This window comes from Mesorhizobium sp. B2-6-1, from assembly GCF_006440475.1.
Classification (GTDB): domain Bacteria; phylum Pseudomonadota; class Alphaproteobacteria; order Rhizobiales; family Rhizobiaceae; genus Mesorhizobium.
In genome coordinates, this window is sequence record NZ_VFUH01000021.1 from 1 (window position 1) to 13,928 (window position 13,928).

At 62.7% G+C, this 13,928-nt stretch carries 12 protein-coding genes; 7 read left to right on the top strand and 5 right to left on the bottom strand.

Annotation, left to right across the window (positions count from 1 at the left end):
- Positions 1-29: 29 nt before the first annotated feature.
- A complete protein-coding gene (locus FJ443_RS28695) occupies positions 30-1,466 on the bottom strand; it encodes a glutamine synthetase family protein (RefSeq protein WP_181168616.1) in 1,437 nt (478 codons plus the stop codon).
- 141 nt (positions 1,467-1,607) lie between these two features.
- Here FJ443_RS28695 and FJ443_RS28700 point away from each other — a divergent pair, with 141 nt between their 5' ends.
- Complete coding sequence (locus tag FJ443_RS28700) at positions 1,608-2,318, top strand: HAD family hydrolase (RefSeq protein WP_140498531.1); 711 nt, start codon at positions 1,608-1,610, stop codon at positions 2,316-2,318.
- Between the two features lie 15 nt (positions 2,319-2,333).
- On the opposite strand, the gene FJ443_RS28705 is transcribed toward FJ443_RS28700, so the two are convergent.
- From FJ443_RS28705 to aceA, 3 genes are all read right to left on the bottom strand, one after another.
- A complete protein-coding gene (locus tag FJ443_RS28705) occupies positions 2,334-2,777 on the bottom strand; it encodes a response regulator (protein WP_140513394.1) in 444 nt (147 codons plus the stop codon).
- A 239-nt stretch (positions 2,778-3,016) separates the two neighbouring features.
- On the bottom strand, positions 3,017-3,259 hold the full coding sequence (locus FJ443_RS28710; RefSeq protein ID WP_140498529.1) for a hypothetical protein: 243 nt from the start codon (positions 3,257-3,259) through the stop codon (positions 3,017-3,019).
- A gap of 52 nt (positions 3,260-3,311) precedes the next feature.
- Complete coding sequence (gene aceA / locus FJ443_RS28715) at positions 3,312-4,601, bottom strand: isocitrate lyase (protein ID WP_140498528.1); 1,290 nt, start codon at positions 4,599-4,601, stop codon at positions 3,312-3,314.
- A gap of 235 nt (positions 4,602-4,836) precedes the next feature.
- Between aceA and FJ443_RS28720 the strand changes: the two genes are divergently transcribed.
- The 6 genes from FJ443_RS28720 (at position 4,837) to FJ443_RS28745 (ending at position 11,825) form a co-directional block, all read left to right on the top strand.
- Positions 4,837-6,282: an XRE family transcriptional regulator gene (locus FJ443_RS28720; protein ID WP_140558070.1), complete on the top strand. Its 1,446-nt coding sequence runs from the start codon at positions 4,837-4,839 to the stop codon at positions 6,280-6,282.
- Between the two features lie 139 nt (positions 6,283-6,421).
- On the top strand, positions 6,422-7,375 hold the full coding sequence (locus tag FJ443_RS28725) for a DMT family transporter (RefSeq protein ID WP_140525264.1): 954 nt from the start codon (positions 6,422-6,424) through the stop codon (positions 7,373-7,375).
- 339 nt (positions 7,376-7,714) lie between these two features.
- Entirely contained in the window at positions 7,715-8,812 is a 1,098-nt protein-coding gene (locus tag FJ443_RS28730; RefSeq protein WP_140513398.1) for a polyamine ABC transporter substrate-binding protein, read from the top strand.
- 80 nt (positions 8,813-8,892) lie between these two features.
- Positions 8,893-10,035 carry an ABC transporter ATP-binding protein gene (locus tag FJ443_RS28735; RefSeq protein ID WP_140666582.1) on the top strand — a complete coding sequence of 381 codons (1,143 nt, stop codon included), beginning with the start codon at positions 8,893-8,895 and terminating at the stop codon, positions 10,033-10,035.
- A 9-nt stretch (positions 10,036-10,044) separates the two neighbouring features.
- A complete protein-coding gene (locus FJ443_RS28740) occupies positions 10,045-11,010 on the top strand; it encodes an ABC transporter permease subunit (RefSeq protein WP_140498523.1) in 966 nt (321 codons plus the stop codon).
- Complete coding sequence (locus tag FJ443_RS28745) at positions 11,007-11,825, top strand: ABC transporter permease subunit (RefSeq protein WP_140513402.1); 819 nt, start codon at positions 11,007-11,009, stop codon at positions 11,823-11,825. Before FJ443_RS28740 ends, FJ443_RS28745 begins: the two co-directional genes overlap by 4 nt.
- 89 nt (positions 11,826-11,914) lie before the next feature.
- Here FJ443_RS28745 and FJ443_RS28750 read toward each other — a convergent pair whose 3' ends face one another.
- Positions 11,915-13,768 (bottom strand): AsmA family protein, encoded by a 1,854-nt coding sequence (locus tag FJ443_RS28750; protein ID WP_140498521.1) that lies wholly within the window; start codon positions 13,766-13,768, stop codon positions 11,915-11,917.
- Positions 13,769-13,928 lie beyond the last annotated feature (160 nt).

Below are 13,928 nucleotides of genomic sequence, written 5' to 3' on the forward strand. Positions count from 1 at the left end.
CTCCCCTACTCCCCTACTCCCCTACTCCCCTATACATTCAGCAACAAATACTCCCTCTCCCAAGGACTGATCACTTCCATGAACGTCTCGAATTCCGCCCGCTTGATCGCCGCATAGGTCGCGGCGAAGGACTTGCCCAAAAGCGCGCAGAGTTCCTCGTCGCCCTCGAACAGGTCGACGGCTTCGAGCAGGCTGCGCGGCAGGTCGATCTCGTCGGCATTGGCGGTGGTCAGCACCGGAGGTTCGGCCTTGATCTTGTTGGTGATGCCGATCAGCCCGCAGGCGAGCGAAGCGGCCATTGCCAGATAGGGATTGGCGTCGGAGGAGGGGATGCGGTTTTCGACGCGGCGCGCCGCCGGATCCGAGCGCGGCACGCGGAATGCCGTTGTGCGATTATCGTAGCCCCATTTGTTGTTGACCGGAGCCGAGGCGGACTGCGTCAGCCGGCGGTAGGAATTGACGTAGGGCGCAAACATGACCAGCGCGTTCGGCACATGCTTCTGCATGCCCCCGATGAAATGGAAGAAGTCCTCGGTTTCCGAGCCGTCCTCGGCCGAGAAGATGTTCTTGCCCGTCTTCTTGTCGATGATCGACTGATGGATGTGCATGGCGGAGCCCGGCTGACCCTGGATCGGCTTGGCCATGAAGGTGGCGTAGATTTCGTGTTTCAGCGCCGCCTCGCGAATAGTGCGCTTGAACATGAACACCTGGTCGGCGAGTTCGACGGGATCGCCGTGGCGCAAATTGATCTCGAGCTGGCCGGCGCCCTCTTCATGGATGAGCGTGTCGATCTCCAGGCCCTGGCTTTCGGAAAAATGATAGATGTCGTCGATCAGCTCGTCGAACTCGTTGACGCCGGCGATCGAATAACCGGCGCCGCCGCCGATCGCCCGCCCCGAACGGCCGACGGGCGGCGTCAGCGGGTAATCCGGATCCGGGTTTTTGCGCACCAGATAGAATTCGATCTCGGGCGCCACCACCGGTTTCAGCCCGCGCCTGTCATAGGCGGCCAGAACACGCTTCAACACGTTGCGCGGCGTGAATTCCACCGAACGGCCGTCCTGGTGGACGAGGTCGCAGATGACGGCCGCCGTCGGGTCTTCCTCCCAAGGCACCACCGTCAGCGTCGACAGGTCCGGCATGAGCTTGAGGTCGCCGTCGTCCTCCGGATAATGGAAGCCGTTGCCGTCTTCGGGATAGCCGCCTGAGATGGTGGTCATGAATACGGCTGAAGGCAGCGCCAGCGAGGTGTTGGAGGTGAATTTCTTCGACGGCATCATCTTGCCGCGGGCAACGCCGGCCTGGTCAGGCGTAATGCATTCGATGTCTTCGATGCCGCGCCATTGCAGCCATTCGCTGACTTCCTTCCAGTTCTTCACACCACGCAGGTTTTTCACGAAGGCAGGCGTGCGGGCGCGCCCTCCGCGGCTCGACGGACGGACTTCCTTTTTTGCAGGCGGCATCATTCACCAGATTGGGTTGCGGATTTAGGAGTATAGCTGTGCCCGGCGACCGAAGGGAAGGGGAGCAGCCGGCATTGGCCGTTGCGGTTGAAAATCGCGGCTGCGAGATTAGGTTCAGCCTCGTTCACATACGAGAAGGCGTCGATGCAGAAGACCGGCGAACTGACCACCATAGGCTTCGATGCCGACGATACGCTGTGGCAGAACGAACAGTTCTTCCGCATGACCGAGAAGCGCTTTGCCGCCATGCTTGCCGATCACGGCGAAGAGGAACATATCTCGGCACGGCTGCTGGAGGCGGAGAGACGCAATCTTGCCGTCTACGGTTTCGGCATCAAAGGCTTCACGCTGTCGATGATCGAGACGGCGATCGAGGTCACGCAAGCTCGCGTGCCGGCTTCGGTCATATCGGAGATCCTCGGCGCCGGTCGCGAGATGCTGAGCCACCCGATCGAGGTCTTGCCGCATGCGCGCGAGACGGTGGAACGGCTCGCCGGCGCCTATCGCCTCGTGCTGATCACCAAGGGTGATCTGTTCGACCAGGAACGCAAGCTGGCCGGGTCCGGTCTTGGCGATCTGTTCGACGCGATCGAGATCGTCAGCGACAAGAACGCGGCTACCTATGCGCGCGTTTTCAGTCGCCATGGCGACGGCCCGGCCAGGAGCATGATGGTCGGCAATTCGCTGAAGTCCGATGTGGTGCCGGCCATCGAGGCCGGCGGCTGGGGCGTTCATGTGCCGCATGAATTGACCTGGGTGCTTGAACATGTCGAAGCGCCCATTGCCGAACCGCGCTTCCGGCAGATCTCCGATCTCGGACAACTGCCCGAACTGATCGAAAGCCTCGCCGGATAGGCTTGCTTGCCGCCTTCAGCGGTTGACCAGCCGATCAATCACCGGCTGCAAGCGCTCGGGCGTAATCGGTTTGGCCACCACCGCGTCGACGACGTTTGAAAGGCCAAGGCTCTCCGGCGTGCCGTTCTTGGTTGAAAGCAGTACCACCGGAGGGAGCGATTTACCCGAAGCCCGCCGCAACATCTCGATGCCGGGCATCAGAGTGTCGCAGTCCCTGTTATCGGCGCCGCCGTCCAGGACAATCACGGCCAGGACCAGCAAGCGCAAGGTCTTCGCCGCCATCTCGGGTGATTCCGAGATCGGCTTGAGCCCGGACCGCTCGACGATCTTGGAAATCACCACCCGATTGATCGGGGACTTGCCGACAACGAGCACCTGCGAGGTCTGGCGGATCGTCTCCGTGGCTGAATCGCGGGTCACCAGATTCGGATGTTTCGCGCTTTCGTCGTCACGCTTCACTGGGCACCCAAGTCAGCCAAGAAACTCGTCCCATTTCAATGCAGAGTTGAAATCAGGCGACAATTGGCGTGAGATCGCGGTCCCTGTCAAGCCGAAATAAAAAGCTGGGGAAAGCATTCCCGCAGCAGTCAATTCAAGCAACAGTACTGTACTGCTCTGTCCATTCCTTGGTTGCATGAAAATAAAATTCACCTGCGCATACACTGCGCAGGTGAGAGGCGGGCCTGCGCGATCTTCGATCAGCCATGGCTTTGCTGCGTGACGATGACCGGGATCAACAGGTCCCCCCAATTGCCGTCGCCGCCATGGTGTCGTGCCGAGCGCACCAGCTCGACCGAGACGCCGGCTTCCACCGCCTTCATCACCGACTGGTTGAGCCGGTGCAGATCGTTGGCCAGCATGCGGATCGTCGCTTGCTGGTCGATGCTCATCGTGGTCGACTGCTCTTCGGCCCGTTCCTTGACGCGGCTTATCGATGCCATTGGTCTTCTCCTTGCTGTATGCCCTTGGGCGTTTGCCGAGATCCCTGGTTTGCTATTCCGCAGCCGGTTTGAACTGGGCGTGCTCGGTCGATTCATGCATGGCCGTGGTCGATGACCGTCCGCCGGTGATCGCCATCGACACGGCATCGAAATAGCCGGTGCCGACCTCGCGTTGGTGCTTGGTCGCGGTGTAGCCGTTGGCCTCCGCCGCGAACTCGGCTTCCTGCAACTCCGAATAGGCTGCCATCTGCCGCTCCTTGTAGCCGCGGGCGAGTTCGAACATGCCGTAATTGAGCTGGTGGAAACCGGCCAGCGTGATGAACTGGAACTTGTAGCCCATGGCGCCGAGCTCTTTCTGGAACCTGGCGATCGTGGCGTCGTCGAGGTTCTTCTTCCAGTTGAACGAAGGCGAGCAATTATAGGCCAGCAGCTTGCCGGGGTGATGCCTGTGCACGCCCTCGGCAAATCTCCTCGCCTGCGCCAGGTCGGGCTTCGAGGTTTCGCACCAGATCAGGTCGGCGTGGGGAGCGTAGGCGACGGCGCGCGCGATGCAGGGCTCGATACCGTTCCTCACCTGGTAGAAGCCTTCCACCGTGCGGCCGGCGTCGTAGTCGACGAAGGGCTGGTCGCGCTCGTCGATGTCGGAGGTGAGCAGCTTCGCCGCTTCCGCGTCCGTGCGCGCCACGACCAGGGTGGGCGTGCCCATCACGTCGGCTGCCAGGCGTGCGGCATTGAGGTTGCGGATGTGGGCCGCGGTAGGGATCAGCACCTTGCCGCCGAGATGGCCGCACTTCTTTTCCGATGCCAATTGATCCTCGTAATGGACGCCGGCGGCACCTGCCTCGATGAACGCCTTCATGATCTCGAAAGCGTTGAGCGGCCCACCGAAGCCGGCTTCGGCATCGGCGACAACAGGTGCGAACCAGGTATCGACCGAAAGCCCCTTGCCTTCGGAGGTCTCGATCTGGTCGGCGCGCTGCAAGGTGCGGTTGATGCGCTTGACGAGTTCGGGGGCAGCGTTGGCCGGGTAGAGCGACTGGTCCGGATACATGGCCGAGGCGGTGTTGGCGTCGGCGGCGACCTGCCAGCCAGACAGGTAGATCGCCTTCAGCCCGGCGCGCACCTGCTGCATGGCCTGGTTGCCGGACATGGCGCCGAGCGCGTTGACGAAGTCCTCCTCGTGAATGAGCTTCCACAGCCGGTTGGCGCCCATTTCCGCCAGGCTCTGGCGGATCTGCACCGAGCCGCGCAGTCGCGTCACATCCTCCGGCGAATAGGGGCGTTCGATGCCATCGAAGCGGCCCTCGGGGGCCGAGGGTACGAGGTTGTAAAAATCAGTCATGCTCTACTCCGGAGGATTGTTTCTTTGCGGCTCGGCGGCATTCCTCGCCGCGTTCGAATGTGACTGAATTTACAGTGCGAGGCGAAAAGAGCCATGCAAATCGAAGAATCAGGCCATCAATAAGGGAAAATCTGTATTGTGTTTGACAGATGGGCGAGGTAAATTTGTAATTATTGTAAAAAATCGCATGGAAGCGTAGCAGCGACGGCAATGTAAATTCCTGTTAAGGAGCCCTATGGCCGACCAGAAGATATTTGCCGGGCCGCGTATCCGCCGCATCCGCAACGCCAAGGGCCTGACCCAGACGGCAATGGCCGAAGGCCTCGGCATCTCGCCATCCTATCTCAACCTGATCGAGCGCAACCAGCGGCCGCTGACGGTGCAGTTGATCCTGAAGCTGGCGTCCGTCTACAAGGTCGATCCGCATGAGCTGCAGGGCGAAGCGGGCGGCTCTGTCGCGGCCTTGAGGGAAGTGTTTGCCGATCCGCTGCTGGCTGGCGAATTGCCGGGAGACCAGGAACTGATCGAGCTTGCCGAAGCCGCGCCCAATGCCTCCGCGGCCGTGATAAAACTGTTCCGTGCCTATCGCGAACAGGCCGAGCGCCTGTCCGATCTCAACGAGCTTCTTGCGCGCGAGGGGCGGGTGACGGCGCTTTCCAGCGCCCGCCTGCCGATCGACGAGGTGCATGAGATTTTCGAGCGTCGGCCGAACCATTTTGCGCATATCGAGGAAGAGGCGGAAGCGTTCACTTCGGTGCTCGATCCCGGCGATGATTTGTCTGCTGCGCTGAAGGGCTGGCTGAAGCGCGAATACGGCATCGTCGTCAAGGTGCTGCCGGTCGCCACCATGCCGAACTGGCGCCGCCGTTACGATCGCCATTCGCAGCGCCTGTTCCTGTCCGAGCGCCTGTCGCCGTTCGACCAGTTACGCGAAATGGCGATGGAGGCATGCCTGATCCGCATGACCGTCGCGATAGCCGGCGAGATCCAGGCGTTGAAACTGTCCACAGATGAGGCCCGCCGCCTCGCCCGGTTCGAACTCGGGCGCTACGCGGCGCATGCGCTGATGATGCCTTACCAGGCTTTCCACGCGGCGGCCGTTCGTGCCCGCTACGATATCGACGTGCTGCGCTCGCGCTTCGGCGTTTCCTTCGAGCAGGCGGCCAACCGGCTGACCACGCTGCAGCGGCAAGGCGCCTCGGCCGTGCCGTTCTTCATGCTGGAGATCGACAATGCCGGCAATCGCTTCCGCAAAGCCGGCAGCCTGGGCTTTCCGCAAAGCCGCTTCGGTGGCGCTTGTCCCAAGCTTCCCGTGCACGTCGCCTTCAGCCAGCCCGGCCAGATTTTTGTCGAAGCGGTGGAAATGCCCGACGGCGCCGAGTTCCTCTGCATCGCCCGCACGCTGGAGGGGCCGCAAGGCGCGTTCTCCGAGCGGCCGCGCCGCACCGCACTGCTGCTGGGGTGCGACATCGGCTTTCGCGACGACATCGTCTATGGTGCGGCACTTCCCGGCCCGACGGCCAGAAAAGGCGGAGCTGGCGCGGTAGCGGCGACGCCGGTCGGGCCCGCCTGCCGGCTTTGCGAGCGCGTCGGCTGCCTGACGCGCGCCGAGCCGCCGGTGACGCGCCCGCTTGGCCTCGACGAGATGGTGACAGGCCTGAGCGCCTTCGATTTCCAGTGACGCTTCGCAAGGCGGACTTGCCACAATCGCCGGCGGTCTCTGGATCACGCCGGGCCCGCGCCTTTGCGTTACGCGAATGAGGTACGTTTTTGTCGTCCCTTGCGCATTGTGCCGTTCTCAAACATCGACAGTCGTACCCATGACCGACACAGCATCATCGCCGATCGCTCGTTCATCGACCGTCCCGCAGCGGGAGGAGCGCATCGGCTTCCTGCTCGTGTTCCTGTCGGCATTGATGTGGAGTTTCGGCGGCACGATCGCCCGCTTCATCACCGCCGGCGACAGCTGGACGGTGGTGTTCTGGCGTTCCGTGTGGGCGGCCGCCTTCCTGCTCTGCTTCATGGTCTGGCGTGACGGCTGGCGCGGCATGCTGAGGTCGTTTCGCGGCATGGGCCTGCCCGGCCTTGCCGTGGGCTTCTGCTTCGCCACCGCGTCGACCTCTTTTGTCGTGGCGCTTGCCTACACCACCGTCGCCAACATCCTATTGATGCAGGCCGGCGTGCCGCTGCTTGCGGCGCTGTTTGCCTGGGCGCTCTTTCGCGAAAGAGTGGCGGTCGCGACCTGGCTGGCGATTGCCGCCGTCATCGCCGGTGTCGCCATCATGGTGTCGGAATCGCTGGATGGCGCCGTTTCGCCCATGGGCGACGGGCTGGCGCTGCTGATCGCCGTCATGTTCTCGATCGCCACGGTCATCACCCGGCGCTTTTCCAGCGTGCGCATGACGCCGGCGACCTGCCTCGGCACGATCCTGGCGGCGGGTTTTGCCGCCTCGCAGGCTTCGACCTTCGCCGTATCGGGCATCGACATGGGTTTTCTCTTCGTGTTCGGGGTGGTCAATCTGGGTCTTGGCCTCGCCTTCTTCGCCACCGGCGCGCGGCTGATCCCGGCCGCCGTTGCCGCGCTGCTAGGCACCTTTGAGCCGATCCTCGGGCCGATATGGGTGTGGCTGATCCACTCCGAGGTCCCGTCGGGCCGCACCATCGTCGGCGGCGCGGTGGTGGTCACGGCGCTGCTCGTCCATATCGGACTGGAGTTCAAGCGACAGACGCGGCCAGTCAGGGCAGGGGTCACCGGCGTGCCGTCGCCGAATTGATGCGGCGCCCTAGCTTTGCCATTGACAAGTTCGCTGCCGCGCGGGCAGGCTGGGACCACGGCAACAACAAGACAGGCTTATCTTGCCAAGTCTCCCCGGCGACCCGATCGAGACCGGATCATATTCCAGTATTTCTGCCTGCGCGGCGGCGAAAGCTTCTGACGATGCGGCGACTCCTTCCAGCCCAGGACAGTGGCGCGCGAGCATCGCTTGCGACAGCCGGCGGCGCGGCAATTGGCGCTTGTCGCCTCCTAGAAAGCTCAATAGTCTGAAGCAAATGCCCGGCCGCGCGGATACCGCGACGCGCCGGCGATGGAACACTCACCAAAGGAGAATAGCATGATCCGCAAAGCGCTCTGGCTTTCGGCGACTTCGGCATTTCTGGCGCTCTTTACGCTCGGCGGCCACGCCGAGGACCGCGTCGTCAATGTCTTCAACTGGTCGGACTATATCGACCCCACGGTCATCGACGATTTCACCAAGCAGACCGGCATCAAGGTGGTCTACGACACGTTCGATTCCAATGAGATCCTGGAAACCAAATTGCTTGCCGGCGGCAGCGGCTATGACGTCGTCGTCCCGAGCGGCAATTTCCTTGCCCGCCAGATCCAGGCCGGCGTGTTCCAGAAGCTCGACAAGTCGAAACTGCCGAACCTCTCCAACATGTGGGACACGGTTTCGGAACGGACCGCCAAATACGATCCCGGCAATGAATATTCGATCAATTACATGTGGGGCACGGTCGGCCTCGGCTACAACATCAAGAAGGTGCAGGCAGCGCTCGGCACCGACAAGATCGACAGCTGGGACGTGTTCTTCAATCCGGAAAAGCTGGCCAAGCTGAAGGATTGCGGCGTCTATGTCCTGGATTCGCCGACCGACATCTTCCCGACCGCCTTCAAATATCTCGGCATCAATCCTGAGACCACGTCGCCGGACGATTTTGCCAAGGCCGAGGAATTGATGATGAAGATCAGGCCCTACATCAGGAAGTTCCATTCCTCCGAATACATCAACGCTCTGGCCAATGGCGATATCTGCCTGGCGGTTGGCTGGTCGGGCGACGTGTTCCAGGCGCGCAACCGCGCCGAGGAGGCCAAGCAGGGCGTCGAGATCGGCTACGCCGTGCCGAAGGAAGGCGCCGAAATGTGGTTCGACCAGATGGCAATCCCTGCCGATGCGCCGCATGTCGCCGAGGCGCATGAGTTCCTGAACTATATGATGAAGCCGGAGGTGATCGCCAAATCGTCGAACGCCGTGCTCTATGCCAACGGCAACAAGGCTTCCCAGCAATTCGTCGACAAGGCGCTTCTGGAGGATCCCGCTGTCTACCCGGACGCCGCGACCTTGCAGAAGCTCTTTACGATCTCGCCCTACGATCCCAAGACCCAGCGCGTCATCACGCGCACCTGGACCAAAATCGTCACCGGTCAGTAGTCAGTCCGAGGAGGCCCGGCAGTCACCCTGCCGGGTCTCCTTCTTTTCGATGGGGCAAAGCAGCAGGACGGAGTGGGCACATGAAATCGCTTGGCAGCATCCGCAGGGATTTCGCGCCTTGGAACGATCCGAACGCCAAGCCATACATTCAGTTCGACAATGTCTCCAAAAAGTTCGGCGACTTCACCGCCGTCAACAACCTCTCGCTGACCATATTCGAGCGTGAGTTCTTCGCCCTGCTCGGCGCCTCCGGTTGCGGAAAATCTACGCTGCTCAGGATGCTCGCCGGCTTCGAGGAGCCGACGGCCGGCCGCATCCTGCTCGACGGCCAGGATCTGCGCGGCATCCCGCCTTATCGCCGGCCGGTCAACATGATGTTCCAGTCCTATGCCCTGTTTCCGCATATGACGGTGGAGAACAACATCGCCTTCGGCCTCAAGCAGGAAGGGATGGCCAAGCCAGACGTCGAAAAGCGCGTCGCCGAGATGCTCAAGCTGGTCAAGCTCGAGCAGTTCGCCAAGCGCAAGCCGCACCAGCTCTCCGGCGGCCAGCGCCAGCGTGTCGCGCTCGCCCGTTCGGTCGCCAAGCGGCCGAAGGTGCTGCTGCTCGACGAACCGCTCGGCGCGCTCGACAAGAAGCTGCGCGAGGAGACGCAGTTCGAACTGATGGACCTTCAGCAGGAACTCGGCCTCACCTTCGTCGTTGTCACCCACGACCAGGAAGAGGCCATGACCATGGCCGACCGTATCGCCATCATGGACAAGGGCGAGGTCATGCAGGTCGCGACGCCGGCGGAAGTCTACGAGGCCCCGGCGTCGCGCTTCGTCGCGCATTTCGTCGGCAACGTGAACATGTTCGAGGGCAAGGTTGCCGAACGGACGGACAAGACGGCGCGCATCACCGGAGCGACCGGCGCCCAGATCCTCGTCGAGAATGCCGGCAATGCCGCCGCCGCGGGCGCCGATATCGTCTTCGCGATCAGGCCGGAGAAGATCAAGGTGTCGTCCAAGAAGCCGGCCGATGGCGTCAATGCGCTGGAGGGCGAGGTTTACGACATCGCCTATCTCGGCGACATGACCGTCTACCACGTCCGGCTGGACGACGGGCAGCTCGTGCGGGCAAGCGCCTTGAACGCAGCGCGCATCACCGAGGACCAGCTGACCTGGAACGACCGCGCCTGGGTCTCTTTTCGGCCGGATGCCGGCGTCGTGCTGACGCGGTAGGGGGCTGACATGTCCGACATCGCCGCCACCGACGCCGCCCTACCGGCCGCGGCAAAACCATTGCTGGCGCGGCTGGGCGCCGGCTTCGTCAATCGTCTCGTCATCTTCATTCCCTATCTCTGGCTGCTGTTCTTCTTCCTCGTCCCCTTCATCATCGTCTTCAAGATCTCGTTGTCGCAGACGGCGATCGCCATGCCGCCCTATACGCCGGTGCTTGATTTCAGCGACGGCGTCTCCGGCTTCTTCGCGGGCTTTCGCGACCTCAACTTCGACAACTATGCCTGGCTGACGCAGGACGCGCTTTATTTCAACGCCTATGTCACCAGCCTGATCATCGCGGCGATCTCGACCGTGTTGACGCTGATCGTCGGCTATCCCATAGCCTATGGCATGGCCCGCGCGCCGGCGACGATCCGCCCGACCTTGCTGATGCTGGTCATCCTGCCGTTCTGGACCTCGTTCCTGATCCGGGTCTATGCCTGGATCGGCATCCTGAAGCCCGAGGGGCTGCTCAATCAGTTGCTTCTGTCGCTGCATCTGATCAACCAGCCGCTGGTCATCCTCAACACCTATACGGCGATTTTCATCGGCATCGTCTACTCCTACCTGCCGTTCATGGTGCTGCCGCTCTATTCGTCGCTGGAAAAAATGGATTATTCGCTGATCGAGGCGGCCAAGGACCTTGGTTGTCCGCCGACCAGTGCATTCTGGAAGATCACGTTCCCGCTGTCATTGCCCGGCGTCATCGCCGGCTGCCTGCTGGTGTTCATTCCGGCGGTCGGCGAATTCGTTATTCCCGATCTGCTTGGCGGTTCGCAGACGCTGATGATCGGCAAGACGTTGTGGAACGAGTTCTTCGCCAATCGCGACTGGCCGGTCTCTTCAGCCGTTGCGGTCATCCTGCTGCTGTTGCTGACGGTCCCGATCATGATCTTCCAGCAAGCCCAGGCGAAGGCGCAGGAGCAGGACAAATGAACAGCAGCTGGAGCCGCTTCAACATCACCTCGATCGTGCTCGGTTTCGCCTTCCTCTATCTGCCGATCGTGCTGCTCATCGTGTTCTCCTTCAACGAATCCAAGCTGGTCACCGTCTGGGGCGGCTTTTCGACCAAATGGTACGTGTCGCTGTTCCACAATCAGGGCCTCATGGACGCCACCTGGGTGACGGCGCGCGTCGGCGTCATTTCGGCCACGGCGGCGACCGTGCTCGGCACGTTGGCGGCGCTGACGCTGACACGCTACACGCGTTTCCGGGGCAGGGTACTGTTCTCCGGCATGGTGTTCGCGCCTTTGGTCATGCCCGAAGTCATCACCGGCCTGTCGCTGTTGCTGCTCTTCGTCGCTGTCGGCCTCGACCGGGGCTTCCTCACCGTCACACTCGCACACACCACCTTGACGATGTGCTTCGTCGCCGTCGTCGTGCAGTCGCGCCTCGTATCTTTCGACCGCTCGCTCGAGGAGGCGGCGATGGATCTCGGCGCGCCGCCGGTCAAGACATTCTTCCAGATCACGCTGCCCGTCATCCTGCCCGCGATCGTGTCGGGGTGGATGCTTGCCTTCACGCTCTCGCTCGATGACCTGGTCATCGCCAGCTTCACCTCGGGGCCGGGTGCGACCACGCTGCCGATGAAGATCTACAGCCAGGTTCGTCTCGGCGTGACGCCGGAGATCAACGCCGCCTGCACCATTCTGATCGCGGTCGTCGCGGTCGGCGTCATCGTCGCTTCGCTTGCCAACAAGCGTCGCGAGGTGCAGCGCCAGCGCGACGAGCAGGCCGCGCAACGCGGCTGAGCATGATCCCGAAAAGTGGGCACCGGTTTTCGCGGACAAACGGTTCCGTTTGTCGAGATCATCTTTGAACAAAGAGGCCGAAAGACTGCTTATTCGCCCGACACGCCGCGGTTGATCGGCGAAATGAACGGCGTGCTCCATGTCCCCCCAACGAAGAAGGACGATTGCTTGGGGCCTTGCTGGCCGTTTGCCTGCGTGGCGACCTGGTCCGGCTGGATGACACCGCCGGACAGCGCCAGCCCCCGTCCGGCATAGGAGGCGATGCCGGAAAGCCAGATCTTGTACTTCGCCGAATTGGCCTCGGCCTTGTCCAGCCTCGCCACGCCTTTCGAGATGGTGGCCTTCAGTTCGGCGCCATCGATCGGCAGTGTCCCGTCCGAGACGTCGTCAAGTGCGAAGAAGCCGCCCTGTTCGGTATGCTTGAGAAAGGCCGGCAGGTTGAACTTGCTGAGCGCGCCTGGCCCGAAGGTCGCCGAAACCGAGCCGTCGGCGGTTTCGAAGATCGAGTCCCAGGTCCTGCCGGGCCCTTTGAGGATGACGGACACGGTCCCCGTGCCGACCGGCACCAGCCGCGTCATCCCGGCCGCCGTGCCGAAAGCGCCGCCATCGATATCGGAAGCCAGCAGCCGGATCTCGACCTGGCTGCCCTCGGGCTTGCGGTCGAAGCGAAGGCTGCTCTGGATGTTGCCGCCAAAGGCCGAGGCATCGGAAATGTCGAAAACGGACAGGCCATCCTTGACCTGCGCCGTGGCGGCGACGTCGGCAAGCTGGATGGAGCCTGCCGTGGCGTGCGCCGCCGACAGCCTGAGGTCGAGATTGACCCGGTCGGCGAAATTCGTGTCGACTTCGCTTGGACCTGCCCCGCTTGCCGGCCCGAGCGGCGTGAAGGCGGACAGGAACGACCTCAGATCGAGCGTGTCGAAGGCGAGCGTGCCGGAGATCACCGGCTGTGCGTCGCCAAGCGACAGGTCCAGCGCACCCATGCCTGGGTTATTGTCGAGGGAGAGTGCGGTGTTCTCGAATTTGACGCGCCCCGCCGTCGCGGTCACCTTGCTCGAGATGCTGACGGAGCCGATCGCGGCGCCCGGCGCGATATCGGCCTGCGACCATTCGAGCACACGCCGCAACGAGGGCGCTGAAAACTTGGCCTGGCCGTCGAAATAGGCGTTTTCGGACATGCTGGCCGTGCCGTCGAAGGAGAAGGTGGCGGGCGCCGCCTTGAACGACAGGGTGAGCGGCGCCATGCCGCCGGCAAACAACACCAGCGGCTTCGGCGATGCGGCATCCACGGCGACGCTTTCGCCGCGCCAGATGCCGGTCGCCGAGAGCGTCGCATTGCTGTTCATCGCCGCCCATGTCGCCTGGCCGCTCAGGCTACTCAGCACCTCTTCGTCCTTGCCGTTGACGGACGCCACCATGCGGCCGTCCCTGAACTCCACCGTGCCGAAAGTGTCGGCCGGTAGCTTGTCAAGATCGGGTTTGGCGGGGTCCGCACCGACCACGCCGCGCGCCACGTCGATGGCGCGTGCGATGCGGCCGCCGGTCGGAGCGGTGGGCAGGAACAGGCCGCTCGCCGTGCGCTGGACCCTGATCGTCGGCCGCACCAGCCGCGCCGTGGAAAACACCACGTCGCCGCGCAGCGCCGCCATGGCCGAGAGGTCGACCTCGACCCGTTCGGCCTCGACGACCGGCGGTGCGTCGACGTCGGTCCACTTCGAAAGCGTCACATCCGTCAGGATCGCCCGGAAGTTCGGCCAGACCTCGATGCGCGGCGAGCCTTCGATGGCAACCCGGAAACCGCTCCAGGCACTCAATTCCCAGGCGATACGATCGCGCACGATACGCGTCGAAGCGATCAGCGGCAGGGCGGCGACCACCAGCGCGATGACGATCACGGCAGCGCCGATCGCCCATGTTCCGCGTCGGATCAAAGATGATGGCATATCGCCCCGTATGCTTTCGTTCCGACAAAAATCGTCCGGCGGGTGTAAACCCGGTCGTCACCACGACTTCCAGTCGTCACTACGACTTCTAGTCGTCACTACGACTTAGGGTCGAGGCATTTCAAGTCTTTATGGCCCGGCGATGGCATTTGCGCACATC

Bases quoted from the DNA above. Each gene is read 5' to 3' on its own strand.
- FJ443_RS28735 (WP_140666582.1), top strand. From the start codon at position 8,893: ATGAAATCGCTTGGCAGCATCCGCAGGGATTTCGCGCCTTGGAACGAT.
- FJ443_RS28725 (WP_140525264.1), top strand. From the start codon at position 6,422: ATGACCGACACAGCATCATCGCCGATCGCTCGTTCATCGACCGTCCCG.
- FJ443_RS28750 (WP_140498521.1), bottom strand. From the start codon at position 13,768: ATGCCATCATCTTTGATCCGACGCGGAACATGGGCGATCGGCGCTGCC.
- FJ443_RS28745 (WP_140513402.1), top strand. From the start codon at position 11,007: ATGAACAGCAGCTGGAGCCGCTTCAACATCACCTCGATCGTGCTCGGT.
- aceA (WP_140498528.1), bottom strand. From the start codon at position 4,601: ATGACTGATTTTTACAACCTCGTACCCTCGGCCCCCGAGGGCCGCTTC.
- FJ443_RS28740 (WP_140498523.1), top strand. From the start codon at position 10,045: ATGTCCGACATCGCCGCCACCGACGCCGCCCTACCGGCCGCGGCAAAA.
- FJ443_RS28700 (WP_140498531.1), top strand. From the start codon at position 1,608: ATGCAGAAGACCGGCGAACTGACCACCATAGGCTTCGATGCCGACGAT.
- FJ443_RS28720 (WP_140558070.1), top strand. From the start codon at position 4,837: ATGGCCGACCAGAAGATATTTGCCGGGCCGCGTATCCGCCGCATCCGC.
- FJ443_RS28710 (WP_140498529.1), bottom strand. From the start codon at position 3,259: ATGGCATCGATAAGCCGCGTCAAGGAACGGGCCGAAGAGCAGTCGACC.
- FJ443_RS28730 (WP_140513398.1), top strand. From the start codon at position 7,715: ATGATCCGCAAAGCGCTCTGGCTTTCGGCGACTTCGGCATTTCTGGCG.
- FJ443_RS28695 (WP_181168616.1), bottom strand. From the start codon at position 1,466: ATGATGCCGCCTGCAAAAAAGGAAGTCCGTCCGTCGAGCCGCGGAGGG.